Raw genomic sequence first — 26624 nt, 5'->3', positions numbered from 1 at the left:
GAGGTCCTGCCAGCGAGCCGGAGAACAGCGAAGGGGACGATGTGACCGACATCGAGCGCGTCGGAGTCGTGGGCTGCGGCCAGATGGGCGCGGGCATCGCCGAGGTGTGCGCCCGCGCGGGACTGGACGTGAAGGTCGCCGAGACCACCGGCGAGGCCCTGGAGATAGGCCGTACCCGGCTGTTCAACTCCCTGGCCAAGGCGGCCGAGCGCGGCAAGATCACCGAGGAGGAGCTGGACGCCACGCAGGCGCGGCTCACCTTCACCACGGACCTCGGCGAGTTCGCGGACCGCGACCTCGTGATCGAGGCGGTCGTGGAGAGCGAGCCGGTGAAGACGGAGATCTTCCAGGTCCTCGACCAGGTCGTGACCCGCCCGGACGCCATCCTCGCCTCCAACACCTCCTCGATCCCGCTGGTGAAGCTGGCGGTCGCCACCTCCCGCCCGGACCACGTGGTCGGCGTCCACTTCTTCAACCCGGCCCCGGTGCAGAAGCTGGTCGAGCTGATCCCGGCGCTCACCACCTCCGAGGGCACGCTCAGCCGCGCCCAGGTCTTCGCCGAGAAGGTGCTCGGCAAGCACGCCATCCGCGCCCAGGACCGCTCCGGCTTCGTGGTCAACGCGCTGCTCGTGCCCTACCTGCTGTCGGCGATCCGGATGTTCGAGTCGGGCATCGCGAGCCGCGAGGACATCGACAACGGCATGGAGATGGGCTGCGCCCACCCGATGGGCCCGCTGAAGCTCTCCGACCTGATCGGCCTGGACACCATCGTCTCCATCGCCAACTCGATGTACGCCGAGTACAAGGAGCCGCTGTACGCCGCTCCCCCGCTGCTCCAGCGCATGGTCGAGGCGGGCCGGCTGGGCCGCAAGACCGGCTCGGGCTTCTACACCTACGGCTGATCACACAGAGCTACTCCTCACGGGCCCGGCACCGCACTCGGTGCCGGGTCCATCTGTTTCACACACCGTGTGCGCGCCGGGCACGCATATGCCCCGCGCACACGCTCCCCACGCGCCCACCAGCAGAGTTCACTCTTCATGCCCACGCAACGGATGTGGCGGACCACATCCGGCTACAGAGAGGAATGAAACGTGACCACCGATTCCGATCATTCCGTGGTCCAGGAGGAACTCGCAGAGTTACGTCGCCGCCTCGACGTCGCGTACGCACGCGTCGAGGGAGGGCTGGCGCTGCTCAGTCACCGCACCAAGGAGACCGCCAAGGAAGTGGACGAGCTGAACTCCCGGATGGTCTCCATGGAACACGCGCGCTGGCCCCTGCCGTCGGTCGCCGCGCTCACGGCGCTGGGAGCGCTCGTCGTGACGGTCTGGCAGGCGCTGGCCCGCTAGGCACCGGGGCCACCAGGCACCGGAACCACTCGGGCCCGCTAGCCCTCGGCGAGCCTGAGGTGGTGCAGCAGGAGTAACGCGGCCGCCATGTTGGCGGCCGGGACCTCCCCACGGGCGATGAGGTCGGGAACGAGTTTGAGGGGGACCCATTCCCGGCGGTCCGACTCGAAGTCGTCCACGGGATGCCCGATGTACTCGCCCCGGTCGGACCAGTAGATGTGGTGCCGGGCGTCGGTGAGGCCGTTGGACGGCTCCACGCTCATGAGGTGGTGCAGGGGCCCCGGCCGCCAGCCGGTCTCCTCCTCCAGTTCCCTGGCGGCCGCGCTCGCCATGTCCTCGCCGTCCTCGACGACGCCCGCGGCCAGTTCCCAGCCCCAGCTGTCGGTGATGAAGCGGTGCCGCCACAGCAGCAGCACCTCGTTCGCCTCGTTGACCACGGTGGCCACGGCCACCGGCCGCAGCCGTATCAGGAAGTGGTCCAGGTGCCGGCCGTCCGGCAGCTCGACATCTGCGAGATTGACGCTGAACCAGCGGTTTGCATACACAGTTTGTTCGTTCTGCTTCGTCCACTGCACGGTTCTGCCACCTTCCGCCGAGTAAGTGGCAATATCGCAGCAGGGACTGTGCACCTACAGGGGGCCTACAGCGGTACGCGCAGTGCCCCGTCGATGAGTTCGGCGGCTTCGGCGGTGCCGGCCGAGCCACAGCGCGCCAGGTGTTCGCGTACCGCGCGGAGTCTGTCGCGCAGCCGCTGGGACTCCATCCCGCGTGCCTGCTCCGCCATCTGCACGGCGGTGACCACCGCCTTGTCGGCGTTGCCCTGGCGCAGTTCGATGGTGCTGAGCATGGCGAGCCGGTGCACCCGCCCCCGGTCGTGGGCCGGGTTGTCGACGGCCGCCGCCGCGTGCTCCCGGGCGGCGGCCAGCTCGCCGAGACTCAGCAGCGCCTCGGCCACCTGCACGTTGACCAGGCCCGGCTGGACATAGCCGGTCTCGTCGGGCTCGTATCCGCGCCGGATCCGCTCGGCCGCCGCCTCCGCGCGCCGGATGCAGGACAGGGCCCCCGCGGAGTCGCCGAGGTGGGCGTAGGCCTTGGCCTGCATCGCGTACAGGTCGGAGGCGAGCGCCGGGGTGATGTGCTTGCCGGCGGCCCGCAGCGCGGCCTCGGCGAAGGCGACGGCCTGCCGGTACTCGCGCATGAACAGCGACTGGTTGACCAGCAGCGCTATGACGTACGCGCCAAGTCCCCGGTCACCGCTGGCCTTTGCCAGCCGCAGCGCCTGGTGGAAGTAGCGCTGGGCGAGACCGTGGGCGTCGGAGTCGTACGCGCAGATGCCCGCGATCGCCACCAGCCCGCCCGTGGCGCGATGCAGTTGGCGTCCGGTGGCATCGGTGTAGCTGCCCCGCAGCAGCGGCGCCGCCTCGGCGTTGAGGAAGCCGACGATCCGGGTGCGGGTCGCGATGCCGCCGGCCTTGCGGTACATCTGCTCGTAGTGCGTCCGCGCGGCGCGCAGCATCTCGATGTCGGCCGGGGTGACCCGGTGCCGGCCGCCGCGGGAGACATCGACGTCCTCGGGCGGGTTCTCCCACTCCCACACCGGCATGACGGCCGGGGTCCCGGTGACGGCGGGGGCGCCCAGCACATGCGGCCGCTGCTGTTCGTCGGAGCGCCACAGGGCGGTCGCCCGCTCCACGAAGCCGCCCAGCGAGCCGGCGTGCGGGGTGCTGGGCTCGCCGGGCACGCCCAGACCGATGTCGTCGAGGGTGACGGGACGGCGGAGACGGGCGGCGAGCACCTCACAGATCAGGTCGGGGACCTGTCCGCGCGGTCTCTGGCCCTTCAACCAGCGTGCCACGGCGGTGTGTTCGTACCGGAGCGCGAGGCCGCGCCTGCGGCCCGCCTGATTGACGTGGGCGGCGAGACCGGCGTGCGAGATCCCCGCCTCGTCCAGGATCGCGTCGAGCAGAGTGTTGGGCTGCATGGGATGCCCCCCGAGTGGCCTGGTGCCGTTCAGCGTAGTGCGCTGCCGTTCACACGGGGTGTGAACGGAACACGTGCATCCGCGCTGTACACGCGCTGTCGCTGAGCGTGCTGTCCCGGTTGACTTAGGTGCCGGCCAAGCCGCCGGCTCCCCCTCGAAAAGCGGTGGCTTGGCCGGGCCGACTACTGAGGTGTTGCCAGCGGTGCGTTGTCGGCTGCGGGTGGCCCGTGGCCGGTCGCGCACGTCCCCGCGCCCCTGATGTCCACACCTCTTTTTCGATCGTTCCGCAGGACCAGAAGTGCTATGTCGTCCGTCGGGCGGCCGGTTGTGTGGTGCAGGAGGGCGGTGAGGACCGTACGCAGGACCCTCTGGGGGGACACCGGATGATCGCGTACGGCCTTGCGCAGCGCGTCCGGCAGCGAGAAGAAGCGGCCCCGGGTGTCCCGGGCGTCCTCCACACCGTCGGTGAAGAGGACCAGGGAGTCGCCGGGAAACAGCTGTCCGCAGGCGCGCGCTTCCAGGGCCGTCGGCAGTGGGAAGGGGCCCAGTGGCGGAAGCGGGTCGACGCGCGTCAACGGCTCGACTCTCGTGCCGCTGAGCAGATAGGGCCACGGGTGACCGCAGTTGAGGGCGCGCAGGTCACCCTCGCCGTCGATCTCCAGGAGCAGGACGGTGACGAACTCCTCGGCGACCGGGTGGTCGGGGGCCCGGCCGCCGTTCGCGGGGTGTTCGGCGCGGGCGCGTTCGCGCAGGTGCCGGGCGAGGGCGCGGTCCAACCGGCCCAGGACGCCGCCGAGTTCGGCCTCGTCGTGGGCGGCCTCACGGAAACTGCCGAGGACGGCGGCGACCGTGCCGAGGGCGGCGAGACCGTGCCCGCGTACGTCGCCCATCACCACCCGCACCCCGTGCTCGGTGGCGATCGCCTCGTACAGGTCGCCGCCGACGCTCGCGCCCCGGTCCGCGGACAGCTGGGCCGCGGCGACGTTCAGCCCGTCCAGGCGTGGCGGCAGGGGACGCAGTACGACGCTCTGCGCCGCCCGCGCCACCCGGCGGGCCTGCCGCAGCTCCCGCAGCAGCGCGCGGCGGACATGGGCTATCAGCCCGGTGCCGACGGCGAGGAAGACGGCGCTGGTGACGATGCGCGCGCCGAGCCCGGTCTGCTGGGCGAGCGGGCAGCCGAACTTGTAGGCGACCGCCGCGGCTCCCCAGACCGTGGGCAGTACGGCTCTCCGCGCGGTGGGTGCCCGTGCCTTGATGCGGATCATGCCTCTGGTCCCCCATGTGGGCCCTGACAGAGCAGACGGACCGACCCCGAAAGGCCGGTCCGATTCTGTCGAGGGCATGGCCCGGGAAGACCAGATCGTCGTCAGTTCCCACCCGAACGAGTGAGTCCGCGTCCGTCAACCCGCATTTATGCAGCTCGCCATGGGGGTGACCGGGTTCCCCGGCCCTCAGCCGACGGCCTTCCGCACGAGCTCGCCGATCCTCGCCTCGTCGGCGGCGGACAGCTCCTTCAGGGCGTAGGAGGCCGGCCACATGGTGCCCTCGTCGAGGTTCGCCCGGTCGCTGAAGCCGAAGGTGGCATAGCGCGACGTGAACTTCTCCGCGCTCTGGAAGAAGCAGACGACCTTGCCGTCCAGGGCGTACGCGGGCATCCCGTACCAGAGCTTCGGGGCGAGCCCGGGCGCGGCGGCCTTGACGACGGCGTGGAGCCGCTCGGCCATGACCCGGTCGGAGTCCCGCATCTCGGCGATCTTGGCGAGCACGGCGGCCTCCTCCTCGGCCGCCTTGGCGGCGCGCGACGCGCCGCGCGTGGCCGCCCTGACCTCCTTTGCCCGCTCCTTCATCGCCGCTCGCTCCTCGTCCGTGAATCCCTCGGACGTGGCGGCGGTGCTCCTGGCGGTCTGCTGCGTGGCCTTCACGGTGGATCTCCTTCGGTTGTCTCAGGGTCGGGCGGGGACGGTGGGTGTCAGCCCCACGCGCCGGCGATCTGGCGGGTGGTGGCGTTGAGCCGGTTGAACAGGTTGGTGACACCGATCATCAGGACGATCGCGGCCAGTTGCTTCTCGTCGTAGTAGGTGGCGGCCGTGTCCCAGACCTCGTCGCTCACCGCGTCGGGACGGTCGGCGAGCCGGGTCGCGGCCTCGGCCAGCGCGAGGGCCGCTCGCTCCTCGTCCGTGAAGTACGGCGCCTCCCGCCAGGCGGCGACCGTGGCCAGCCGCTCGTCGCTCACTCCGGCCTTGCGGGCCGTCTTGGCGCCGGCGTCGACGCAGGCGCTGCACCCGTTGATCTGGCTGACCCGCAGATGCACAAGCTCCAGCGTCTGCCCGTCCACTCCGCCGGAGTGCACGGCCTTGAAGAGCTGCTGGACGGGCTGCATGGCGTCGGACAGGACGACGGCGGGGTTCTGCATACGGGACTGCATCTCGGTCCGCTCCTCCACTGGTTCGCTTGTGGTCGGTGCCCCTGTCGTCGGGGCGTGACTCCATGACAGCCGCACCGGCCTGTCCGGGCCATGGCGATGGGACGCCGTGGGACAGCCGAAAGGGCCTTGACCAGCGGCGAATTGGCTGGGAAGACTTCAGCCGGAACGGGACGGAGACCGGGGGGACAGTGGACGGGCACACACGGACGACGACGACCGACCCGCAGGAGGAACTGGCGGCCCGGCTGCGCCTGCTGCAGGAGCTGTCCGGGCTCGGGGTGCGGGCCCTCGCGCGGGACACCGGCCTCAGCTCCTCCTCCCTGTCGCGGTACCTCAACGGGCAGACCGTGCCGCCCTGGCCCGCCGTGGTGGCCCTCTGCCGGCTCGTCAAGCGCGACCCCCGCCCCTTGCGTCCGGTGTGGGAACGGGCCTCGAACCCCTTGCCCGCGCCCCCGAAGAGCACCCGTCAGGGCCGCCCGCCGGCCCGCAACGACCTGCCGCGCGACGTGCCCGACTTCACCGGGCGCGAGGAGCGGCTCGCCGCCGTGCTGGCCGCCGTCGCGAGCCATCGGGCGGTCTCCGTCGACGGCATGGCGGGCGTCGGCAAGACCTGTCTGGCGGTGCACGCCGCGCATCGGCTCGCCGCCGACTTCCCGGACGCGCAGCTCTATGTGGACCTGCACGGGTTCACCGAGGGCCGGGCGCCGCTCGGCCCCGACGCCGCGCTGCGCATGCTGCTCGGCGCGCTCGACGTGCCGTCCGAGAAGGTCCCGCAGGACGGGCTGGAGCAACTGGCCGCCTGCTGGCGGTCGGAACTGGCCGGCCGGCGGGTCGTCGTGGTCCTCGACAACGCCGCCGACGCCGAGCAGGTGCGCCCGCTGCTGCCCGGTGCCGGTCCCTCCGTCGCCCTGGTCACGAGCCGCAACCGGCTGCTCGGACTGGACGAGGTGCCCCCGGTCTCGCTCGACGTGCTGAGCCCCGAGGAGAGCGCCCGACTGCTGGTCCGGGCCAGCGGCGACCCCGGCGGGCCCGAGGGCAGACTGGCCCGCGATCCCGGCTCCGCCGCCGAGGTGCTGCGGCTGTGCGGCCATCTGCCGCTGGCCCTGCGCCTGGCCGGGGCGCGGCTGCGGCACCGGCCGGGCTGGACCGTGGGCGTCCTCGCCGAACGGATGACGCAGGGCGCGGGCGAGTTCGACGCCGCGTTCAGCGCGGCGCTGGCGATGTCGGTACGGCAGCTGAACCGCTCCCAGGCCCGGCTGTTCCGGCTGCTGGGCCTGCTGCCCGGGGAGTCGTTCGACGAGTACGTGGTGGCGGCGCTGGCGGACGTGCCGCTGCACGGCGCCCGGACGATGCTGGAGGACCTGCTCGACGCGCACCTCGTCCAGCAGCCGACGGTGGGCCGCTACCGGCTGCACGACCTGGTGCACCAGCACGCGCGGCGGGCCGCGGTGGAACAGGACGCGGCGGCCGACCGGGAGCGCGCCCTCGGCCGGGTGCTCGACTACTACGTGCACGCGGCGGCGGCCGCCGACGCCGCGATGCCGTTCCTGTCACCCGGCCGGGCGCCCTCCGCCGGTCACCGCCCGGCCGAGCTGCCGGAGTTCCGGGACAAGCACGCGGCCTTCGCCTGGTTCGTCACGGAGTACGGCAACCTGATGGCGGCCTTCGAGACGGCGGCTGCCGTCGGGGCCGATGTGCATGTGTGCGAGCTGCCGCGCTTCCTGCGGGCCTACTTCGCGCGGCGCTGCGGCACCACGCATCTCAACGTCCTCTTCGAGCGGTCGCTGGCCGCCGCCGAGCGCCTGGACGATCCGGTACAACTGGCCGAGGCACACAGCGATCTGGGCTACGCACGCTACAACGGGGGCCGGACGGCCGAGGCCGCCGCGGCGTACGAGGCGGCCGGACTCCGGCTGTCCCAGGCGGGCGACGCCCGGGCGGAAGCCGAACTTGCCGTCCGCCGCGGCTACTTGAGCTGGGACGCGGGACAGGTCGAGGAGCCGCTCGAACTCTTCCGGCTGGCGGGGAAGCTGTACGAGCAGGCCGGCTGCCCGACGGGAGCGGCCCACGCGGCCGCGTCGGAGGCCTGGACGATGCTCCAGCTGGGACACCGTACAAAGGCGGCCCAGCGGGCCCGGGAGGTGCTGAATCTGCAGCCCACCGACCCCGCCTGGCCGCCCGGTCTCACGGCCCGGATCACACTCGGCCTGTCCATCGCCCCGGAGGACCCCGAGGAGGCGGCGGACCAACTGCGTCAGGCGCTGACGCTGGCCCGCGAGGACGGGCACCTCAACAACCAGGCGTGGTGCCTCAACTGCATGGGCGTGGCGCTGCGGCAGATGGGCCGGTACGAGGAGGCACTGGCCAGCCACCGGGAGGCCTTCGCGCTCCTGGACGAGCTGTTCGAGGAACACTGGAAGATCCATTTCCTCAACGGCTACGCCGAGACCTGCCGCCTCGCGGGCCTCCCGGAAGAGGCGCTACGGCTGCACCGCGAGGCCCTTGAGCTGGCCCGGAGGCTCGGCAACCAGCACGCGGAGGCGCTGGCGCAGGAGGGCATACGGGAACTCACCACTGGGGTTCACTGACAGCGCCCAGAAGGGACGCGGGGCTGTGTTCCATATGTGGCTCCGCCGCGTGGGCGCGGCCGGCCACGAAGAACCCGCAGCCGGCCGCGCACCGAACCCCTACGGCGACTAGCCCCGAAGCACAGCCCCGGTCCGCTCACCGGCAAGGGCAACCGCCGCATCCCGGGCGGCCGACGCCTCGTCGACCGTCAGCGTCCGGTCACCGGCCCGGAATCGCAGCGCATACGCCAGCGACTTCTTGCCCTCGCCCAGCTGCTCCGCGTTCTCGTACACGTCGAACAGCCGGATGGACTCGAGGAGTTCACCCGCACCCTCACGCAGCGCCGCCTCGACCTCCCCGGAGGGGATGGGCTTGTCGACCACGAGGGCGACATCCTGCGTGGCGACCGGGAACGTGGAGATGCTCGGCGCCTGCGGAGCGCCGTCGCCCACCGTCTCCAGGGCGTCCAGGTTCAGCTCCATCGCACAGGTGCGCTCGGGCAGCCCCAGGGCCTTCAGAACGCGCGGGTGCAGCTCTCCCGCGTGGCCGATGACCTGCTCCGCACCGTCGGCGACGACGACCAGCTCGGCACAGCGGCCGGGGTGCCAGGGGCCGTACTGGCCCTTGCGGACGGTCAGTTCGGCACCGGCTTCCCGGGCCACGGCGCGTCCGGCCTCCACCGCGTCCGCCCAGTCCGCCGGACGGCCCTTGCCCCACCAGCCGGCCTGCTCGTGGGCGCCGGTGAGGACGACGGCCACATGCCGCGGCTGCACGGGCAGCGCGGCGTTCAGCACGGCGATCTCCTCGTCGGTGGGACGCCGGTCGACGGGCAGGTGCGTGGCGACGCGCTGCTCCTCGCGGGGGTGGAACACCAGCCCGGTCTCGAACAGCGCCAGGTCGTGCGAGCCCCGGCCGTCGTTGCGCCGCAGCGCGCCGAGCAGGCCCGGCAGCAGCGTCGTACGCAGCGCGGGCTCCTCGTCGCTGAGCGGGTTGACCAGCTTGACGACACGGCGGGCCGGGTCGTCGGCCTCCAGGCCGAGCTGGTCGAAGACCTGCTCGCCGACGAAGGGGTAGTTCGGCGCCTCGACACAGCCCGCGCCGGCCAGCGCCCGCCCGACCCGGCGGTGCAGCCGCTGGCGGTGGGTCAGGCCACGGCCCGAGGGCAGCTTGGGCAGCGTGGAGGGCAGGTTCTCGTAGCCCTCCAGGCGGATGACCTCTTCGGCGAGGTCGTTCGGGTCGACCAGGTCGGGCCGCCAGGACGGGACGGTGACGGTCAGCTCGTCCTGCCCGTAGACGTCGCAGCCGACCTGCTGGAGGCGGCGGACGACCGTCTCACGGCCGTAGACCACACCCGCGACCTTGTCCGGGTGGTCGGCCGGGATGGTGATGGTGTGCGGCGCCGAGGGCGCGACGACCTCGGTGACGCCGGCCTCCGCCGTACCGCCCGCGAGCAGCACCAGCAGGTCCACCGTGCGCTGCGCGGCGGCCGCGGCGGCCTGCGGGTCGACACCGCGCTCGAAGCGGCGGGACGCCTCGGACAGCAGCTTCTGGCGGCGGGACGTCCGGGCGATCGCGACGGCGTCGAAGTGGGCGGCCTCGATGACCACGTCGGTGGTCCCGTTCACCCCGTCCTCGGTGACCTCGTGGTCGGCGATCTCGGTGTTGGCGCCGCCCATCACACCGGCGAGGCCGATGGGGCCGCGGTCGTCGGTGATGACCAGGTCCTCGGCGTGCAGCTTGCGCTCGACGCCGTCGAGGGTGACGAGCTTCTCGCCCTCTTCGGCGCGGCGCACGCCGATGGTGCCCTGGACCAGCTTGCGGTCGTAGGCGTGCAGCGGCTGGCCCAGCTCCATCATCACGTAGTTCGTGACGTCGACGGCGAGCGAGATCGGGCGCATGCCGACCTTCTGCAGCCGGCGCTGGAGCCAGATCGGCGAGCGGGCCTCGGGGCGCAGACCGGTGACCGTGCGGGCGGTGAACCGGTCGCAGCCGAAGGGGTCGGAGACCTGGACCGGGTAGCCGTAGGCGTTCGGGGCCGGCACGTCGATCAGGGCCGGGTCGCGCAGCGGCAGGCCGTAGGCGATGGCGGCCTCGCGGGCGACGCCGCGGATGGACAGGCAGTCGCCGCGGTTGGCGGTGACGGCGATGTCCAGGACCTCGTCGACCAGCTCCAGCAGCTCGACGGCGTCCTTGCCGATCTCGGTCTCCGGCGGCAGCACGATGATGCCGTGGGTGCCGTCGTCGCCCATGTTCAGCTCGTCGCTGGAGCAGATCATGCCGCGGGAGACGCGGCCGTAGGTCTTGCGCTCGGCGATCCGGAAGTCGCCGGGCAGCACGGCGCCGGGCAGGGCCACGACGACCTTGTCGCCGACCGCGAAGTTGCGGGCACCGCAGATGATCTCCTGCGGCTCACCGGTGCCGTTGGCCTGGGCGACGTCGACGGTGCAGAAGCGGATCGGCTTCTTGAACTCCGTCAGCTCCTCGATCGTCAGGACCTGGCCGACGACGAGCGGGCCGGTGAGGTCGGCGCCGAGCTGTTCGACGGTCTCGACCTCCAGGCCGGCCGAAATGAGCTTGGCCTGGACGTCGCGGCCGGTCTCCGTGGCCGGCAGGTCGACGTACTCCCGCAGCCAAGAAAGCGGGACCCGCATCAGATCTCCATCCCGAACGGCCGGGTGAACCGGACGTCACCCTCGACCATGTCTCGCATGTCTTCGACGTTGTGGCGGAACATCAGCATCCGCTCGATGCCGAACCCGAAGGCGAAGCCGCTGTACCTCTCCGGGTCGACGCCGCAGGCGGTGAGCACCCGCGGGTTGACCATGCCGCAGCCGCCCAGCTCGATCCAGCCCTCGCTGGAGCAGGTGCGGCAGGGCCGGTCGGGGTTGCCGACGGACTCGCCCTTGCAGACGTAGCAGAGCATGTCCATCTCGGCGCTCGGCTCGGTGAAGGGGAAGAAGTTCGGCCGCAGCCGGGTCTTCATGCCCTCGCCGAACAGGGACTGGACCATGTGGTCCAGGGTGCCCTTGAGGTCGGCCATGGTCAGGCCCTCGTCCACGGCCAGCAGCTCGACCTGGCGGAACACCGGGGTGTGGGTGGCGTCCAGCTCGTCGGTGCGGTAGACGACGCCGGGGCAGATCACGTAGACCGGCAGCTCACGGTCGAGCAGCGAGCGGATCTGGACCGGCGAGGTGTGGGTGCGCAGCACCACACCGGACTCGGTGCCGCCGTCCGGGCCCTGCACGAAGAACGTGTCGGCCTCGCCGCGGGCCGGGTGGTCCGGGCCGATGTTCAGGGCGTCGAAGTTGAACCACTCCGCCTCGACCTGCGGGCCCTCGGCGACCTCGTAGCCCATGGCCACGAAGATGTCCTCGATGCGCTCCGAGAGCGTGGTCAGGGGGTGGCGGGCGCCGGCCGGGACGCGGTCGTACGGCAGCGTGACGTCGACGTCCTCCTCGACCAGCACGCGGGCGTCCCGCTCGGCCTCCAGCTCGGTCTGGCGGGCGGCGAGGGCCTTGTTCACGGCGCCGCGGGCCATGCCGACGCGTTTGCCGGCCTCGGCCTTGGCGTGCGGGGGCAGGGCGCCGATCTCGCGGTTGGCGAGGGCCAGCGGCGAGGCGGGGCCGGTGTGGGCGACCTTGGCCTCGTGGAGCGCGTCGAGGGAGTCCGCGGCGGCGAAGGCGGCGAGCGCCCCGTCCCGCATGCGCTCGATCTCTTCCGGTTTCAACGCCTCGACCTCTACAGGGTCGTACGACTTATTCGGTGCCGACATCTCTTCCCGTGCTTCCGATTGGCTGGCGGATGGTCCCCGTGACCGGTTGGTGGGCCGTGTGAAGGACACAAAGGTGCCAAAGGCCGAGTCTAACGGGGTGGAGATAGACGAATGGCCCGTGGGCCGCTAGGCGAGATACGCCGGCGCGCCCACGGGCAACGTAAATCGGAACTCGGCGCCGCCGCCGGGGGCGCGGCCGACCGTGATGGTGCCGCCGTGGGCCTCGACGATGCCCTTGACGATGTACAGCCCGAGGCCGGTGCCGCCGCGCTTGCTGCCCCGCCAGAAGCGGGTGAAGACGCGGTTCATGGACTCCTCCGGGATGCCGGGACCCTCGTCGCTCACCGTGACCGACGTGCCGGTTTCCTCGCCCTCGCGCGGGGATGCGCAGGGCGTCACGTCCATGCTGACGGTTCCCTCGCCGTGCCGCACGGCATTTTCGATCAGGTTGCTGAGCACCTGGTCGATCTTGTCGGGGTCGGCCCACAGACCGGGCAGCGGCTGTTCGATGCGGAGCAGGAAGCGGTCGGCGGGCTGGCCGGCGGCGACGTAGGCCTGGATGTGCCGGGAGACGGCGGCCCCGATGTCGACGGGCTGCCGGCGCACCTCCAGCCGCCCGGAGTCGATCCGCGAGATGTCGAGCAGCTCGGCGATGAGCCGGGTGACCCGGTCGGCGTCGGCGTCGACGGTCTCCAGCATCAGCCGCTTCTGGTCGTCGGTGAAGCGTTCCCACTTGGCGAGGAGCGTGGCGGTGAAGCCCTTCACGGAGGTGAGGGGCGAGCGCAGTTCATGGGCGACCGTCGCTATCAGCTCGGCATGGCTGCGCTCGGTACGCCGGCGGGCCTCGGTGTCCCGCAGGGAGACGACGACCCGCTGGACGGGCCCCAGACGCCGCTCCCGCACATACCGGGCGGACACCAGCACCTCCCGCCCGCCGGGCAGCAACAGATTGCGCTCCGGCTGCCGCACCCGGATTGCGAGCCCTCCGTAGGGATCGGTGAGCTGCCACCAGCGGCGGCCCTCCAGATCCTCCAACGGCAGCGCCTTCTCCAGCGGCTGTCCGAGGGCGTCGGCGGCGTGTAGGGCGGTGATCCGTGCGGCGGCGGCGTTGAAGCAGACGACGCGGCCGTGCTCGTCGGCGACGACGAGGCCGTCGGGCAGCTGGTCGGGGTCGAGGCCGGAGCCGTGGTCAGCGTGCCGGGACGCGGGTGTACGCCGCGCGTCCCGCCCCTCCGGCGCGCTGCTCGTGCCGGCCACACTCATCCCCGTACCCCACCTCTCAGACGGCGCAGGGCCCCGAGCTGGTCACCCTACTAGCTCTGGGTGACGGAACGGCACCCTCCGGAGGCGCGCTGTGCACGGGCCGACGCGTAGAGACATACGGCGGCGGCGGTGGCGAGGTTCAGGCTCTCGGCCTTCCCGTGGATCGGCACGCGCACCACGGCGTCCGCGAGCGCGCGGGTCTCCTCCGGCAGCCCCCAGGCCTCGTTGCCGAACACCCACGCGGTCGGCCCGCCCATGGACCCCTTGTCCAGCTCCTCGTCCAGGTCACGGTCCCCCGCCCCGTCGGCGGCGAGGATGCGCACCCCGGCGTCCTTCAGCCCTTCGACGGCCCGCTCGACGGGCACGCCGACGGCGACGGGCAGGTGGAAGTGGGAGCCCACAGAGGCGCGTACGGCCTTGGGGTTGTACAGGTCGACGGAGGCGTCGGTGAGGACCACGGCCTCGGCGCCGGCGGCGTCGGCGCAGCGCAGCACGGTGCCGGCGTTGCCGGGGTCGCGCACATGGGCGAGCACGGCGACCAGCTGGGGCCGGGCGGCGAGGATCTCCTCGAAGGGCGTGTCCAGGAACCGGCACACCCCGACCAGCCCCTGCGGGGTGACGGTGGTCGATATGTCGGCGATGACGTCCTCGGACGCGAGATGCACCCGGGCGCCCGCGTCCCGCGCGGCCCCGATGATGTCGGCGTACCGCTCCGCGGCCTCGGCGGTGGCGAACAGCTCGACGAGGGTGGGCGTGCCGTCGACCCGATGCCCGGCCGCCTCCCGGACGGCCTGCGGCCCCTCCGCGAGAAACAGCCGGTCCTTACCCCGGAAGTTCCGCTTGGCGAGCCGCCGGGCGGCGGACACACGGGCGGAGCGGGGGGAGATCGGGTCGGGGCTGACGGGGGGCATCCTCTTGTTCACCTTCAAGATCTTCTCTTTGTGGCACCGCCCAGGTGTCGCGCCCCGAAGGGGTGCGGGGAACTGCGCGGGCGACCACGACCCACCCGCAGCCGAACGACGGCCGAGGGACCCCAACAACAGGACCCGCAAGCCGTAAAAGCCTGCGGGTCCAGTGAGCGTCGGCTCAAAGCCGGCGCAGCGTCACGCGGCCTTGGGCGCGTTGACGTCCGACGGCAGCGCCTTCTGCGCGACCTCGACGAGGGCGGCGAAAGCGCCCGCGTCGTTCACCGCCAGCTCGGCCAGGATCTTGCGGTCGACCTCGACGTTCGCGGCCTTCAGACCCTGGATGAAGCGGTTGTAGGTGATGCCGTTGGCGCGGGCAGCGGCGTTGATGCGCTGGATCCACAGCTGACGGAAGTCGCCCTTGCGCTTCTTGCGGTCGTTGTAGTTGTAGACCAGCGAGTGGGTGACCTGCTCCTTGGCCTTGCGGTAGAGGCGCGAACGCTGACCGCGGTAGCCGGAGGCCTGCTCGAGGATCGCCCGGCGCTTCTTGTGGGCGTTGACTGCCCGCTTGACGCGTGCCACTTGTTAACTCCTTGTAGCGGGGCCGTGGGGGGTACTCACACGACCCGGAAACGATTCGGTCCCGGTCCAGACGTACGGCGCTCAGACGGCGCCGCGGGTCACTTGCCGAGAAGCTTCTTGATCTTCGCGGCGTCGCCCGGGGCCATCTCGGCGTTGCCGGTGAGGCGACGCGTGACGCGGGACGACTTGTGCTCGAGCAGGTGGCGCTTGCCGGCGCGCTCGCGGAGCACCTTGCCGGAGCCGGTGATCTTGAAGCGCTTGCTGGCACCGCTGTGCGACTTGTTCTTCGGCATAGCGCCGTTATCTCCTCGTCGGTGGCGCTCCGGTGCCCGGTCGCGAAACCGGGCACGGTGGAGCGTCGCTGTTCTGTCGATTACATCCTCGGGGACCCTCGGGTCCCCCGGGATCACGCCTCGGCGGGCTCCTCGGCGGACGCCTCGGCCTCGGCAGGGTTCTGCGAACGCCCGGGGTTGGCCTTCGCCTCCGCCTTGCGGGCTTCCTGCGCCTGTCGGGCCTCGGCCATGGCCTCGGTCTTCTTCTTGTGCGGACCGAGGACCATGATCATGTTCCGGCCGTCCTGCTTCGGGTTCGACTCGACGAAACCGAGGTCCTGGACGTCCTCCGCGAGACGCTGCAACAGTCGGTAGCCCAGCTCGGGCCGGGACTGCTCGCGACCACGGAACATGATCGTGATCTTGACCTTGTCGCCCTGCTTGAGGAACCGTACGACGTGACCCTTCTTGGTGTCATAGTCGTGCGGGTCGATCTTCGGCCGGAGCTTCATCTCCTTGATGACCGTGTGCGCCTGGTTCTTGCGCGCCTCACGGGCCTTCATGGCCGACTCGTACTTGAACTTCCCGTAGTCCATGAGCTTGCACACGGGCGGACGGGCGTTCGCCGCGACCTCGACCAGGTCCAGGTCGTACTCCTGCGCAAGCTCCAGTGCCTTAGCGAGTGGGACGATGCCCACCTGCTCGCCACTGGGACCGACAAGTCGCACCTCGGGAACGCGAATCCGGTCGTTGATGCGGGGCTCGGCGCTGATGGATCCTCCTCGGTAGCACCACACGGTTGTCTGGCGGACAGCCGCGTATGTCTGTTCAGTAGACCTAACCGCGCCGAAGCAGAAAAAATGCCCCGGACGATCACAGGCGGGGCTCCAATGACTACCGGAGCACCGCCGCGGTGACCGCGGGGCGCACTTTCGGGCGACTCCATCGTCCGTACGGAACGATGGTGGCCGCCTGACCGGATGACCCGCCGTCCCGGGGGACGGTCAGGTGGGAGATCGGAGCCTCCACTTGTGGGCCGCACACATGCATGTTCGGCCGGTCGTCAACCAGGTTACCAGGATCGATTGACAAGGCCTAATCGAGAACCCGTAAGCGGGAACCGCTTATCGTGTGGGGCATGAGTGAGACCCCTCTTGAGAGCCCCGACTTCGACGCGATGACCCGCGACATCGCCGAGGTCCCCGCCGTCGAGGTGATCGTGACGGTCGCCGTCAACCTGATGAGCGCCGCCGCCGTGAAGCTCGGGCTGAGCGAGGAGGGCGAGAAGTACAAGGACCTGGACGAGGCCCGCAAGCTGATCACCGCGCTCGCCGGATTGCTGGACGCGGGCACGACCGAGATCAGCTCCTTCCACGCGGCGCCGCTGCGCGACGGCCTGAAGTCGCTGCAGCTGGCGTTCCGCGAGGCGTCGATCGTCCCGGACGAGCCGGGCCAGGGACCGGGCGAGAAGTACACCGGCCCGGTCTACGGCTAGCTATCCCTTCACGTACAGGGGCTCGCCCGGAGGCGTGGTCCCGGCCGGCAGCAGTGCCAGGTCGAGGCCGCGCACCAGGCGGGCCCTCAGTGTTTCGTCGGTGGCGAGCCGCTCGGCGACCGCGCGGGCGGCCTCGGCGGGCGGTGCGGCCGGGTCGAGGACGAGGGCGAGGGTGCCGTCGGCCCGTCCGGGCCCGAGGTGGGCGCGCAGCACGGCGGGCTCCGCCGCCACCGCCGTACGGACGGCCTCGATCACGGCCCGGTCGGCGAGCGGGTCGGTGCTGGTGCGGCCCTCGGCGAGGGCGAGCAGCGCCGGGCCGGTCAGCTCGAAGGGCACCGGTCCGGCGAGGTCCAGCACGACCGTGTCGGCCTTCTCGTGGGCGGCGGCCTGCAGCGCCTGGTGCAGGGGTACGGCGACCGGGCGGGCCCCGGGATCCCAGCGGGCGAGGGAGTCGGTGGAGGTGAAGGCGGGCAGGGCGGTGCGGTGGCCGGCCTTCAGGGTGGGTACGGCCATGTCGCTGGTCTTCTCGCGGCGCAGCCCGACCACCCGTCGCCCGCCACCCTTGTTCGACGCTTCGCGGCCCCCTTCACGGTCCTCCTCGACCTCACCGAGCACGGCGACGACCGGGACCAGCAGACGGGCAGTCTTCAGCGCTTCGAGGACGGGCCCGAGGGCGCTGTGGTCCTCGGCCCAGGCGGCGAGCGCGGCGCTCAGCCGGGGGTCGGCGGAGCCGTCGTCGTCGGAGAAGCCGGGGTCGGGAATGTTCTTGTTCGCCACGGTCACCGACCCTATAGGGGGGAAGCTGCTGCCCTTGTGCGGGGCCGGAAACAGTGCCGTCATCGCTTTCACAGGAATCTCAGTATTCGCTGACCTTGATCTCACGTCCGCCTAACGGGGCGCACAGTCCGCGCCCCGAGCATCGCGGGCATGGAGTCCTCCAGAGCCCGCCGTGGCCGTCGTGCGCGCCCATCCCGGCGCGGTCCGCTGCTGTCCGTCGCGCTCGCCGTGGTCGCCGTGGGCGGGGTGACGGCCGGGGGCACGGTGTATGTGAAGGCACGGGCGCACTCGGGGGCGGCGGCCGTATCGTCGGCGGCGACGCCCTCGGCCTCCCCCTCGGCCGGGGCGGGCGAGGAGGCCTCGGTGGAACCCGTGACGGAGCCGGCGGTGGACCGGGAGGCGCTGCTGGGCAAGGCGATGACGGCGGTGAGCGTGCCCTCGGGTGCGCGGGTGTCGGTGGCGGTGCTGGCGGTGGACTCCGGGGAGAGCGCCGCGTACGACGACGCGGTCTTCGACACGGCGAGCATCGTGAAGGTCGACGTCCTGGCCACACTGCTGCTCCAGGCGCAGGACGCGGGCCGGCAGCTGACGGCGGCCGAGAAGGCGTACGCCACGAAGATGATCGAGAACAGCGACAACGCGTCCGCGACGGCGCTGTGGCACACGATCGGGCGGGCGGGCGGCCTGGACGCGGCGAACAAGCGCTTCGGCCTGACCACGACCTCCGGCGGCGAGGGCGAGCTGTGGGGACTGACGCAGACCACGGCCGCAGACCAACTCGTCCTGCTCCAGCAGGTGTTCGGGGCGAACTCCAAGCTGAACGCGGCCTCCCGGACCTATGCGCAGGGGCTGATGGAGTCGGTGGAGGCAGATCAGCGGTGGGGGGTGTCGGCCGCCGCGGAGGGCAACTCCTGGGCACTGAAGAACGGCTGGCTGCCGCGCAGCACGACCGGGCTGTGGGACGTGAACAGCATCGGGCGGATCATGGTGGACGGCTCCGATTACCTGGTGGCGGTGCTGTCGAAGGGCACGCGGACACAGGCGAAGGGCATCGCGCTGGTGGAGGCGGCGGCGAAGGCGGCGGTGTCGGCGTTCGCCGGTAAGTGATCGGTGTGAACCGATAATTGACGTGGTTTCCGACCCCAAATGATCTAGCCTTTAAGGAACTTGACGATGAGCGGGCCGGACGATGGAGTCCTCTTTACTTTTCGATGTGCGCCTCGGGTCCGGCCACGGAAGGAGCGCGATGCCTCCCGTACGCCCAACTCGCCGTTCCCTCATAGCCGGTGGCCTCGGAGCCGCAGCCGCCCTCGCCGTTCCCTTGTCGGTGTCCGCACCGGCAGCGGCGGCCGATCTCGTCCCCATCCGCCTGGCCGGGCCGACCGGGCCCCTGCCGGTGGGTGCCGTGGAGCTGCACCTGGTCGACCCCTCGCGGACGGATCCCTGGTCGGGGCAGCCGCGCGAGGTGATGGTGACCGTGACGTACCCCGCCGTCGACGTCCATGACCGCAGGATGCTGCCCTGGCTGCCGGCGGGTGCCGAGCGTGCGCTGAAGGCCCGCTTCGGCGGCGCGGTGGACGGCTACGCGCTCCCCCAGACCCACAGCGCGGACCGCGCACCGGCCCGGCCGGGCCGCCGTCCGGTGCTGCTCCACTCGCCGGGCTACCGGTCGGACCGCACCTTCAACACGCTGCTCATCGAGGAACTGGCCTCCTGGGGCTATGTCGTGGCCGCGGTCGACCACCCCTACGACTCGAGCGAGGTGGAGTTCCCGGACGGCCGCGTGGTGGTCAACCGCCCCGACGACGCGAGCGACGAGGCCCGCACGGCCGCGGTCCTGGTGCGCGCCGCCGACCTGCGGTTCGTCCTCGACGCGCTGGCCGTGCTGGACCGGGGCGGCAACCCCGACGCCGAGCGGCGCCCGCTCCCGCGCGGGCTGCGCGGGACGCTGGACCTCACGCGGGTCGGCGCCTTCGGGCACTCCCGGGGCGGCGCCGCGTCGGCGCTCGTGATGTATCTGGACGAGCGGGTGCGGGCCGGCATCGACCTGGACGGCGCCCTGTACGGCCCGGTGGTCGAGCACGGTCTCGACCTGCCCTTCCTGCTGATGGACACGGCGATCCACGACGGGCTGAACCAGGACGGCTCCTGGCCGCCGTTCTGGCGGCACCTGCGTGACTGGCACCGCTGTCTGCGGCTCGCGGACGCGGACCACAACTCCTTCACCGACATCGTGGCCGTCGCCCCGCAGGTGCCCGAGCCGGTGCGGCAGCAGTTGCAGGCCGGCACGATCCCCGCCGACCGGGCGGTCGCGGCCGTCCGGGCGACCGTGCGGGCCTTCTTCGACCTCCAGCTGTGCGGCCGCCCGGACACCGGGCATCTGCTGCGGGGCGCGTCGCAGCGCTACCCGGAGATCCTGTACATCGCCGGTTAGCGGGCTGGCGCCCGGACGCCCTCAGACCCGCTGCCTGCGGCCCCGCCACAGCACCACGCCCGCCACCAGCAGGACCCCGCCGGTGCCGCCGGCCAGGGGGCCCGCCCAGTCGGCGGTCGAGGACGAGGCCTTGGGGGCGTCCGGACCTTCGCCGAAGTACTTCTTCCCGTACGACGCCGCCCGCAGGCTCTGCGACCTGAGCCGCTCGGCCGCCCGCAGCGCGGCCGCCGGGTCGATCATGCCGAAACCGCGGGAGTCGTCCCGGCCGCCGACCGGCGCGTTCCGGGCGGTGTCCTCCAGGAGCTTCTTGACCTGGGCCGGGCTCAGCTCGGGATGGGCGGCCTTGACCAGGGCCGCGGCGCCGGAGACGAAGGCGGAGGCGGCCGAAGTGCCCCAGCCCGCGTAGTACCTGTGGTCGGGGTCGGCGATGACCACGTCGACGCCGGGTGCGCTGACCGCGGCGTACCAGCGGCGGGTCGAGAAGGAGGCGCGGGTGCCGTAGCGGTCGACGGCGGTCGCGGCGATGACTCCGGGGTAGGCGGCGGGATAGGAGACATGGTCGCCCTTGTCTCCGCCGTTGCCCGCGGAGGCGACGACCACCACGCCCTTCTTCAGGGCGTACTGCACGGCCTCGTCCTCGCTGGGTTCGGGGTGCGCGGAGTTCGAGTCGTCGCCGAGGGAGAGGTTGATGACGTCGGCGCCGTGGTCGGCGGCCCAGCGGATGCCGTCGGCGAGGGCGCTGCCGCGGCTGGTGCGGGCCTTGGCGCGGGCGGGGTCGCCGTCCTCCAGGATCACGCGCACGGGCAGGATCTTCGCCTCCGGAGCGACGCCCATGACACCGGCGCCGTTGCCCGGACCGTGGCCGTGCCCGGCGATGATGCCGGCCATGGCGGTGCCGTGCCGGGCCCAGTCGCGGTCGCCCTGCTCGGCACCGAAGCCGATCATGTCCTTGGCGGGTAGGACGTTGCCGGCGAGGTCCGGATGGTCGGCCTCGACGCCGGTGTCCAGGACGGCGACGGTGACGCCGCGGCCCTTGGTGGTCCGCCAGGCCTCGTCCAGGTGCAGCGCGGACAGGCCCCACTGCTGGGCGCGTATGCCGTCCGCGTGGGCCGTGGTGGCCGGCGCCAGGGCGAGGGCGCCGGCCAGCAGCAGGCTCAGCGCCGCGCGGGCGGGTTCCACACGGTGGCGGACGCGTGCCGATTGCCTCGATCGCCTCATGAAGGATTCTCCGTGGCCGTGCCGATGCTCTGGCGCAGGCGCCGTTCGATGCGGTCGGCCAGTCCCTGCGCCTCGTTGCCGAGCCCGGCCTGGGCCGGTGCGGTGGTGGCGCCGGCGCTGACGGCGCCGGCGGCGGGCTGGGGCGAATCGACGCTGCGGCCGTCGGCCCAGCCGGAGACGGCGTAGGCGACGACGGGGGCGTCGGTGAGGACGGAGATGGTCCAGGAGGCGCGCTGCTTGTCGCCGAAGCCGGCCGCGGCGGTGCCCTTGGCCGCGTACGGCCGGGGCATCAGGTCGGCGCGCCGGTCCAGGCGCTCGGTGCGGAAGCGGTGGGCGAGCGCGGACATGGCGGCCGGGTCGGCCTTGGTGAACAGCAGGCCGACGGTGGTGACATAGCTCTGGGTGGCGTCGGTGTACGTGGCGCGCAGGAGTCGCTGGCAGCCGACCGGGGCGAGCACCTTCTGCAGCAGCGGGTCGAAGGCGTGCGCGCAGCCGGTGTCCGGGGCCACGGCGATCCTGGTCCAGGTGCGGTCGGCGCCGCCGGGTCCGGCGCCCGTGCCCTGCACAGTGAGCGGGAACAGCTGGTCGACGGGCACGTTGTGCCACAGCGCCCCGGCGGTGGCGAAGTGGTCGCCGGTGGCGTCGTCCCCGCCGTCGTCGGTGAGCCAACTCCCGGTCACCGCACCGCCGATGAGACCGAGACCGAGCACGAGACAGGCGGCAGCGGCAGCGGTACGGGGTCCCACCCGGTGCCAGGCCCGCTCGCTGAAGGCCTCGGGCTCCCCGAACGTCACGACGGGCCGCGCGGCCGCGGCGACGCTCCAGGACAGCGCGGGGTCCGGCCCGAAGGCACCGGCGGGTGGTGGCGGGCCGACGGGATGGGCGGGCGCCATCGGGCTCCACGCGGGCGCGGCCCGCCCGGCGGTGGGCGCGGCAGCGGACGTCGGGGCGGAGGCGGTACCGCGCTCGCCGGTGGACCCGGCGGCCGAACGACCGGGGACGGCCGCAGTACGACGCTCACCGTTCGTCCCGGCGGACGGACTTCCGGGAGCGGGGGCCGGGGCGGGCGCGGCACCAGGACGCGGTGCCTTCGGGGAGTCGGTGATCGGGCGGAGCCGGGCCGTCGTCTCCGACGCGGTGACGGGGCGGAGCCGGGCCGTCGTCTCCGACGCGGTGACGGGGCGGAGCCGGGCCGTCGTCTCGGCGGGGGTCTCCGCAGGGGCGTCAGGCTTCCCGGACTGCCGTCCGGGGCGGTGGGCGGAGCCCGCGGATCCGACCGCACCGGTCTCGTTCCGGCGCGCCTCGCGCCCCGTGCTGGGCGGGGCGTCGGGGAACCGGGCGGAGGCGGGCGGTGGCGGGGGGCTCACGGGCTCGCCGGCGGCGGGCACGACGGGGTGCGGTACGCCGGGCCGAGCCCCCTGCCCGGCACGAGCACCGGCGCCCCCGCGGGGAGCCTGGCCGTCACGCCCGGCGTCGGTGAAAGGGGAGCCGCTGCCCGCGGACCGACCAGCCGAAGGCGAGCCGTTGCCCGCGGACCCCGCGACCGCAGGCGAGGCGTCGCGCGCGGACCGCCAAGCCGAGGACGAGGCGCCGCCTGTGGACCGCCCGATCGAGGACGAGGCGTTGCCCGCGGACGCCGCGGCAGAAGGCGAGCCCTGACCCGCGAAGCCTCCGGCGGTTGCCCGCCCCTCACCTCCGGCTGTGCCGGCCGAAGACCCGCCTCCACGGGTGAAGCCCTCGGCCGGCGCGTGACCCTCGCTGGCGGCGGCCGCCGAAGAAGCGTCCTCCTCGCGCGCCCCAGCCCCGGTGGACGGGCGGCCGGCTCGCGGTGTGAAGACCGACGGCTCGTCGTCGGCGTCGGCGGGCGGGGTGGACGGGCGCGGTGGGGCCGAGGGGCGTGGGGGTATGGGAGCGTGGCGTGCCTCGGTGGTCATGCACCCCCCGTTTCCTCGTGCCCGGGCCGTCCTCACGTACGCGGGCCGCTGCGCTGCTCGGCCGCGCCCGGCGCGGAAGCTCCGTCCCGGGCACGCATACCCGTACGGCTGGACCGGCATCCCGGTTCAGGTGAAGCGGCCGGGCGCCTTCCGGCGTACGTGCGCGTCACTCTACGGGTTGTCCGGACCAGAATCAGAACCAGTCCGGAGCACCGGGGCATCTGCCCGGAACGTCCCCCTACCCTGCGGTAATCCTGTCTGGCAGGCTTCCGTCATGACTGCGCGCGCCGCCGACCGGGCCCGTTACGACCGGGCCACCGCCCATCTCGACGCCCCTCTCGCGATCGTGGACCTGGACGCCTTCGACGCCAACGCGGCCGACCTCGTCCGCCGGGCCGCCGGCAAGCCGGTCCGGGTCGCCAGCAAGTCGGTTCGCTGCCGGGCCCTGCTGGAGCGCGTCCTGGCCATGGACGGCTTCCAGGGCATCATGTCGTTCACCCTCGCCGAGTCGCTGTGGCTCGCCCGCTCCGGGTTCGACGACGTCCTGCTGGCCTATCCGTCCGCCGACCGCAGCGGTTTCGCGGAACTGGCCGCCGATCCCAAGCTCGCCGGTGCGGTGACCGTGATGGTGGACGATCCGGCGCACCTCGATCTCATCGACGCCGCCCGCGACGGCGGACGCGAAGTGGTACGTGTCTGCCTGGAGTTGGACACCTCGCTGAAGCTGCTCGGCGGCCGGGTCCGGGTCGGGGCGCGGCGTTCTCCGCTGCACTCCCCCGCCCAACTCACCGAGCTGGCCCGGTCGGTGGCCCGGCGCCCGGGCTTCCGGCTGGTCGGGATCATGGCGTATGAGGGGCACATCGCGGGCGTCGGGGACGCGGTGGCCGGGCGGCCGCTGAGGTCCCGGGCCATCCGGCTGATGCAGGCGACCGCCCGCCGGGAACTGGCCGAGCGGCGGGCCGCGGTGGTGCGCGCGGTGCGGGAGGTCGTGCCCGGCCTGGAGTTCGTCAACGGCGGCGGCACGGGCAGTGTGCAGCACACCGCCGCCGAGGACTCCGTGACCGAGATAGCGGCCGGTTCGGGGCTGTACGTGCCGCGCCTCTTCGACAACTACACGTCCTTCACCGGCCGTCCGGCCGCCCTCTTCGCCCAGCCCGTCGTACGCCGCCCGGGCGTCGGCGTCGTCACCGTGCTCGGCGGCGGCTACCCGGCCTCCGGCGCCGCCGGCCCCGACCGGCTGCCGGTGCCGTACCTGCCGGAGGGGCTGCAGTACGACCCCCAGGAAGGCCCCGGCGAGGTGCAGACCCCGCTGCTCGGCTCGCCCGCCGACGACCTGCTCATCGGCGACAAGGTGTGGTTCCGGCACGCCAAGGCGGGAGAGCTGTGCGAGCGGTTCGCGGCTCTGCACCTCGTCGAGGGCGACGAGGTGACAGCGACCGTGCCGACCTACCGGGGTGAGGGGCAGACGTTCCTCTGACGGCGCAGCGTCCTACAGGGGCGTGACGTACGCGCCCGCGATTCCGCCGTCCACCAGGAAGTCGGTGGCGTTGACGAAGGAGGAGTCGTCGCTGGCCAGGAAGGCGACGGCGGCGGCGATCTCCTCGGCCTCGGCGAACCGGCCGACCGGGATGTGCACGAGACGGCGCGCGGCCCGCTCGGGGTCCTTGGCGAACAGCTCCTGCAGGAGCGGGGTGTTGACCGGTCCCGGGCACAGGGCGTTCACGCGGATGCCCTCCCGCGCGAACTGCACACCCAGTTCCCGGGACATGGCCAGCACGCCGCCCTTGGACGCGGTGTAGGAGATCTGCGAGGTCGCCGCGCCCATCCGCGCCACGAAGGACGCGGTGTTGATGATGGAGCCCTTGCCCTGGCGCCGCATGTAGGGGATGGCGGCCTTGCAGCACAGGTAGACGGAGGTGAGGTTGACCTCCTGGACCCGCTTCCAGGCCTCCAGGCCGGTCTCCAGGATGGAGTCGTCGTCGGGCGGGGAGATGCCGGCGTTGTTGAAGGCGACGTCGACGCTGCCGTAGGTGTCGTAGGCCGTCTTGAACAGCACCTCGACCTGCTCGGGGTCGGTGACGTCGACCTTCACGAAGAGTCCGCCGACCTCGTCGGCGACGGCCTTGCCGCGGGCCTCGTCCACGTCCGCGCAGACCACGTGGGCGCCCTCGGAGGCGAGCCGGCGTGCGGTGGCGAGGCCGATGCCGCTGCCGGCTCCGGTCACGACGGCGGTACGGCCGACCAGGCGGCGGCAAACACTGTTGTCGGTCACTGTGCGGGGCCCTCCGTGCTGATGAAGACGTTCTTGGTTTCGGTGAAGGCGGTCAGGGCGTCGGGGCCCAGCTCACGGCCGAGGCCGGACTGCTTGAAGCCGCCGAACGGGGTCCAGTAGCGGACGCTGGAGTGGGAGTTGACGGACAGGTTGCCCGCGCGCACGGCCTGGGAGACGCGCAGGGCGCGGCCGAGGTCCCGGGTCCACAGGGAGCCGGAGAGGCCGTAGGGGGTGTCGTTGGCGAGGCGGATCGCGTCCTCCTCGTCGGTGAAGGGCAGCAGGACGGCGACGGGGCCGAAGATCTCCTCGCGGGCCGCCTGGCCGTCCGGCCGCTCCCCCGTCAGGACCGTCGGCGGGAACCAGAAGCCGGGGCCGTCGGGGGCGCTGCCGCACAGCGCCGGGGCGTCCTCGGGGACGTACGACCGTACGCGGTCGAGCTGCTGACGGGAGATCAGCGGGCCCATCTGGGTCTTCTCGTCGGCGGGGTCGCCCACGACGACGGAGGCGAGGGCGTCCGCGAGGAAGTCCCGGGCCTCCTCCAGCACCGGTTCCTGCACGAGGATGCGGGTGCGGGCGCAGCAGTCCTGGCCGGAGTTGTCCAGGAAGGAGAAGGGGTTCAGGGCGGCCTTGAGGTCGGCGTCGGCGAAGACGACGTTGGGGCTCTTGCCGCCGAGTTCGAGGGTGACCGGCTTGACGAGCCTCGCGCAGCGCTCCATGACCTCGCGGCCGGTGCGGGTGGACCCGGTGAACACGATCTTCGCCACGTCCGGGTGGTCGACCAGGGCGCGCCCGGCGGTTGGGCCGTAACCGGGCAGTACCTGGAACACGTGCTCGGGCAGGCCCGCCCCCAGGGCGAGTTCGGCGAGGCGGAGCGCGGTGAGCGGGGTGGTCTCGGCGGGCTTGAGGACGACCGCGTTGCCGGCCGCGAGCGCCGGGAAGGAGCCCCAGGCGGCGATCGGCATCGGGAAGTTCCAGGGGGCGATCACGCCGACGACACCCAGGGGCTCCTGGAAGGTGACGTTCCAGCCGCCGGGCACCGGGATCTGCTTGCCGAGGAGGCGTTCGGCCCCGCCGGCCGCGTACAGCAGCAGGTCGCGGGCGTTGCCGGCCTCCCAGCGGGCGTTGCCGACGGTGTGGCCTGCCTCGCGGACCTCCAGCTGGGCGAGTTCTTCGAGGTGCGCGTCGACGGTGTCGGCGAAGCGGCGCAGCAGCCGGGCCCGGTCGGCGGGGGCGAGGGCGGCCCATCCGGTCTGGGCGCGCGTGGCCCGTACGACGGCGGCGGCCACGTCCTCCTCGCTCGCGGCGGGGACGGTGGCGACGACCTCTTCGGTGGCGGGGTTGACGACGACGAGTTCGTGCGGGTCGGACACGTGA

The 26624-nt window shown here is 72.4% G+C and carries 24 protein-coding genes; 7 read left to right on the top strand and 17 right to left on the bottom strand.

The window, feature by feature from the left end; genetic code table 11:
* Positions 1-41: 41 nt before the first annotated feature.
* Complete coding sequence (locus AB0M27_RS03120) at positions 42-902, top strand: 3-hydroxybutyryl-CoA dehydrogenase (protein ID WP_365717305.1); 861 nt, start codon at positions 42-44, stop codon at positions 900-902.
* Positions 903-1094: 192 nt separating this feature from the next.
* Positions 1095-1352, top strand: coding sequence for a hypothetical protein (locus tag AB0M27_RS03115; RefSeq protein WP_365717303.1), 258 nt, complete (start codon positions 1095-1097; stop codon positions 1350-1352).
* Positions 1353-1390: 38 nt separating this feature from the next.
* On the opposite strand, the gene AB0M27_RS03110 is transcribed toward AB0M27_RS03115, so the two are convergent.
* From AB0M27_RS03110 to AB0M27_RS03090, 5 genes are all read right to left on the bottom strand, one after another.
* Positions 1391-1927 (bottom strand): NUDIX hydrolase, encoded by a 537-nt coding sequence (locus AB0M27_RS03110; protein ID WP_365717301.1) that lies wholly within the window; start codon positions 1925-1927, stop codon positions 1391-1393.
* Between the two features lie 65 nt (positions 1928-1992).
* On the bottom strand, positions 1993-3333 hold the full coding sequence (locus tag AB0M27_RS03105; protein ID WP_365717299.1) for a transcriptional regulator: 1341 nt from the start codon (positions 3331-3333) through the stop codon (positions 1993-1995).
* Between the two features lie 182 nt (positions 3334-3515).
* A complete protein-coding gene (locus AB0M27_RS03100) occupies positions 3516-4598 on the bottom strand; it encodes a PP2C family protein-serine/threonine phosphatase (protein ID WP_365717297.1) in 1083 nt (360 codons plus the stop codon).
* A 186-nt stretch (positions 4599-4784) separates the two neighbouring features.
* On the bottom strand, positions 4785-5180 hold the full coding sequence (locus tag AB0M27_RS03095; protein WP_365717527.1) for a DUF1801 domain-containing protein: 396 nt from the start codon (positions 5178-5180) through the stop codon (positions 4785-4787).
* A 122-nt stretch (positions 5181-5302) separates the two neighbouring features.
* Positions 5303-5758, bottom strand: a complete 456-nt coding sequence (locus AB0M27_RS03090; protein WP_365717295.1) for a carboxymuconolactone decarboxylase family protein — start codon at positions 5756-5758, stop codon at positions 5303-5305.
* A 188-nt stretch (positions 5759-5946) separates the two neighbouring features.
* Between AB0M27_RS03090 and AB0M27_RS03085 the strand changes: the two genes are divergently transcribed.
* Positions 5947-8346: a tetratricopeptide repeat protein gene (locus tag AB0M27_RS03085; RefSeq protein WP_365717293.1), complete on the top strand. Its 2400-nt coding sequence runs from the start codon at positions 5947-5949 to the stop codon at positions 8344-8346.
* Positions 8347-8454: 108 nt separating this feature from the next.
* On the opposite strand, the gene pheT is transcribed toward AB0M27_RS03085, so the two are convergent.
* The 7 genes from pheT to infC form a co-directional block, all read right to left on the bottom strand.
* Complete coding sequence (gene pheT, locus AB0M27_RS03080) at positions 8455-10977, bottom strand: phenylalanine--tRNA ligase subunit beta (RefSeq protein ID WP_365717291.1); 2523 nt, start codon at positions 10975-10977, stop codon at positions 8455-8457.
* Positions 10977-12098, bottom strand: coding sequence for a phenylalanine--tRNA ligase subunit alpha (gene pheS / locus AB0M27_RS03075; protein WP_365717289.1), 1122 nt, complete (start codon positions 12096-12098; stop codon positions 10977-10979). The genes pheT and pheS overlap by 1 nt, the downstream gene beginning before the upstream one ends.
* 126 nt (positions 12099-12224) lie before the next feature.
* Positions 12225-13361: an ATP-binding protein gene (locus AB0M27_RS03070; RefSeq protein WP_365717287.1), complete on the bottom strand. Its 1137-nt coding sequence runs from the start codon at positions 13359-13361 to the stop codon at positions 12225-12227.
* Between the two features lie 50 nt (positions 13362-13411).
* Positions 13412-14272 (bottom strand): RNA methyltransferase, encoded by an 861-nt coding sequence (locus tag AB0M27_RS03065; protein WP_365717285.1) that lies wholly within the window; start codon positions 14270-14272, stop codon positions 13412-13414.
* A 192-nt stretch (positions 14273-14464) separates the two neighbouring features.
* The gene (rplT, locus tag AB0M27_RS03060) at positions 14465-14848 is read right to left on the bottom strand and encodes a 50S ribosomal protein L20 (RefSeq protein WP_004002577.1); all 384 of its coding nucleotides are present in this window, start codon (positions 14846-14848) and stop codon (positions 14465-14467) included.
* A 98-nt stretch (positions 14849-14946) separates the two neighbouring features.
* Complete coding sequence (rpmI, locus tag AB0M27_RS03055) at positions 14947-15141, bottom strand: 50S ribosomal protein L35 (protein ID WP_003977225.1); 195 nt, start codon at positions 15139-15141, stop codon at positions 14947-14949.
* A 113-nt stretch (positions 15142-15254) separates the two neighbouring features.
* On the bottom strand, positions 15255-15917 hold the full coding sequence (gene infC / locus AB0M27_RS03050) for a translation initiation factor IF-3 (protein ID WP_078630469.1): 663 nt from the start codon (positions 15915-15917) through the stop codon (positions 15255-15257).
* A gap of 341 nt (positions 15918-16258) precedes the next feature.
* On the opposite strand from infC, the gene AB0M27_RS03045 reads away from it, so the two are divergent.
* A complete protein-coding gene (locus tag AB0M27_RS03045; protein WP_365717283.1) occupies positions 16259-16615 on the top strand; it encodes a DUF1844 domain-containing protein in 357 nt (118 codons plus the stop codon).
* Here the strand turns inward: AB0M27_RS03045 and AB0M27_RS03040 are convergent, their stop codons facing one another.
* The gene (locus AB0M27_RS03040) at positions 16616-17392 is read right to left on the bottom strand and encodes an SseB family protein (protein WP_365717525.1); all 777 of its coding nucleotides are present in this window, start codon (positions 17390-17392) and stop codon (positions 16616-16618) included.
* Positions 17393-17542: 150 nt separating this feature from the next.
* Between AB0M27_RS03040 and AB0M27_RS03035 the strand changes: the two genes are divergently transcribed.
* Both AB0M27_RS03035 and AB0M27_RS03030 read left to right on the top strand, forming a co-directional pair.
* A complete protein-coding gene (locus tag AB0M27_RS03035; protein ID WP_365717281.1) occupies positions 17543-18499 on the top strand; it encodes a serine hydrolase in 957 nt (318 codons plus the stop codon).
* Positions 18500-18638: 139 nt separating this feature from the next.
* Positions 18639-19826 carry a lipase gene (locus tag AB0M27_RS03030; RefSeq protein WP_365717279.1) on the top strand — a complete coding sequence of 396 codons (1188 nt, stop codon included), beginning with the start codon at positions 18639-18641 and terminating at the stop codon, positions 19824-19826.
* A gap of 21 nt (positions 19827-19847) precedes the next feature.
* Here the strand turns inward: AB0M27_RS03030 and mycP are convergent, their stop codons facing one another.
* The gene (mycP, locus tag AB0M27_RS03025) at positions 19848-21044 is read right to left on the bottom strand and encodes a type VII secretion-associated serine protease mycosin (RefSeq protein WP_365717277.1); all 1197 of its coding nucleotides are present in this window, start codon (positions 21042-21044) and stop codon (positions 19848-19850) included.
* Positions 21041-22411, bottom strand: coding sequence for a hypothetical protein (locus tag AB0M27_RS03020; protein WP_365717276.1), 1371 nt, complete (start codon positions 22409-22411; stop codon positions 21041-21043). Before AB0M27_RS03020 ends, mycP begins: the two co-directional genes overlap by 4 nt.
* 841 nt (positions 22412-23252) lie before the next feature.
* Here AB0M27_RS03020 and AB0M27_RS03015 point away from each other — a divergent pair.
* Complete coding sequence (locus AB0M27_RS03015) at positions 23253-24455, top strand: amino acid deaminase/aldolase (protein WP_365717274.1); 1203 nt, start codon at positions 23253-23255, stop codon at positions 24453-24455.
* Positions 24456-24467: 12 nt separating this feature from the next.
* On the opposite strand, the gene AB0M27_RS03010 is transcribed toward AB0M27_RS03015, so the two are convergent.
* Positions 24468-25250, bottom strand: a complete 783-nt coding sequence (locus AB0M27_RS03010) for a 3-oxoacyl-ACP reductase (RefSeq protein ID WP_365717272.1) — start codon at positions 25248-25250, stop codon at positions 24468-24470.
* Positions 25247-26620 (bottom strand): aldehyde dehydrogenase family protein, encoded by a 1374-nt coding sequence (locus tag AB0M27_RS03005; RefSeq protein WP_365717270.1) that lies wholly within the window; start codon positions 26618-26620, stop codon positions 25247-25249. Before AB0M27_RS03005 ends, AB0M27_RS03010 begins: the two co-directional genes overlap by 4 nt.
* Positions 26621-26624 lie beyond the last annotated feature (4 nt).

It is taken from the genome of Streptomyces sp. NPDC052107, assembly GCF_040680215.1.
Classification (GTDB): Bacteria; Actinomycetota; Actinomycetes; order Streptomycetales; family Streptomycetaceae; genus Streptomyces.
This window is presented reverse-complemented; position numbering and strand designations above follow the sequence as displayed.

What these genes read in the sequence shown, in the direction of transcription:
- AB0M27_RS03065 (WP_365717285.1), bottom strand. Translation starts at nt 14,272, where the DNA reads ATGCCCCCCGTCAGCCCCGACCCGATCTCCCCCCGCTCCGCCCGTGTG.
- AB0M27_RS03100 (WP_365717297.1), bottom strand. Translation starts at nt 4,598, where the DNA reads ATGATCCGCATCAAGGCACGGGCACCCACCGCGCGGAGAGCCGTACTG.
- AB0M27_RS03035 (WP_365717281.1), top strand. Translation starts at nt 17,543, where the DNA reads ATGGAGTCCTCCAGAGCCCGCCGTGGCCGTCGTGCGCGCCCATCCCGG.
- pheT (WP_365717291.1), bottom strand. Translation starts at nt 10,977, where the DNA reads ATGCGGGTCCCGCTTTCTTGGCTGCGGGAGTACGTCGACCTGCCGGCC.
- AB0M27_RS03030 (WP_365717279.1), top strand. Translation starts at nt 18,639, where the DNA reads ATGCCTCCCGTACGCCCAACTCGCCGTTCCCTCATAGCCGGTGGCCTC.
- AB0M27_RS03095 (WP_365717527.1), bottom strand. Translation starts at nt 5,180, where the DNA reads ATGAAGGAGCGGGCAAAGGAGGTCAGGGCGGCCACGCGCGGCGCGTCG.
- AB0M27_RS03070 (WP_365717287.1), bottom strand. Translation starts at nt 13,361, where the DNA reads ATGAGTGTGGCCGGCACGAGCAGCGCGCCGGAGGGGCGGGACGCGCGG.
- rpmI (WP_003977225.1), bottom strand. Translation starts at nt 15,141, where the DNA reads ATGCCGAAGAACAAGTCGCACAGCGGTGCCAGCAAGCGCTTCAAGATC.
- AB0M27_RS03105 (WP_365717299.1), bottom strand. Translation starts at nt 3,333, where the DNA reads ATGCAGCCCAACACTCTGCTCGACGCGATCCTGGACGAGGCGGGGATC.
- AB0M27_RS03090 (WP_365717295.1), bottom strand. Translation starts at nt 5,758, where the DNA reads ATGCAGTCCCGTATGCAGAACCCCGCCGTCGTCCTGTCCGACGCCATG.
- pheS (WP_365717289.1), bottom strand. Translation starts at nt 12,098, where the DNA reads ATGTCGGCACCGAATAAGTCGTACGACCCTGTAGAGGTCGAGGCGTTG.
- mycP (WP_365717277.1), bottom strand. Translation starts at nt 21,044, where the DNA reads ATGAGGCGATCGAGGCAATCGGCACGCGTCCGCCACCGTGTGGAACCC.
- AB0M27_RS03045 (WP_365717283.1), top strand. Translation starts at nt 16,259, where the DNA reads ATGAGTGAGACCCCTCTTGAGAGCCCCGACTTCGACGCGATGACCCGC.
- AB0M27_RS03015 (WP_365717274.1), top strand. Translation starts at nt 23,253, where the DNA reads ATGACTGCGCGCGCCGCCGACCGGGCCCGTTACGACCGGGCCACCGCC.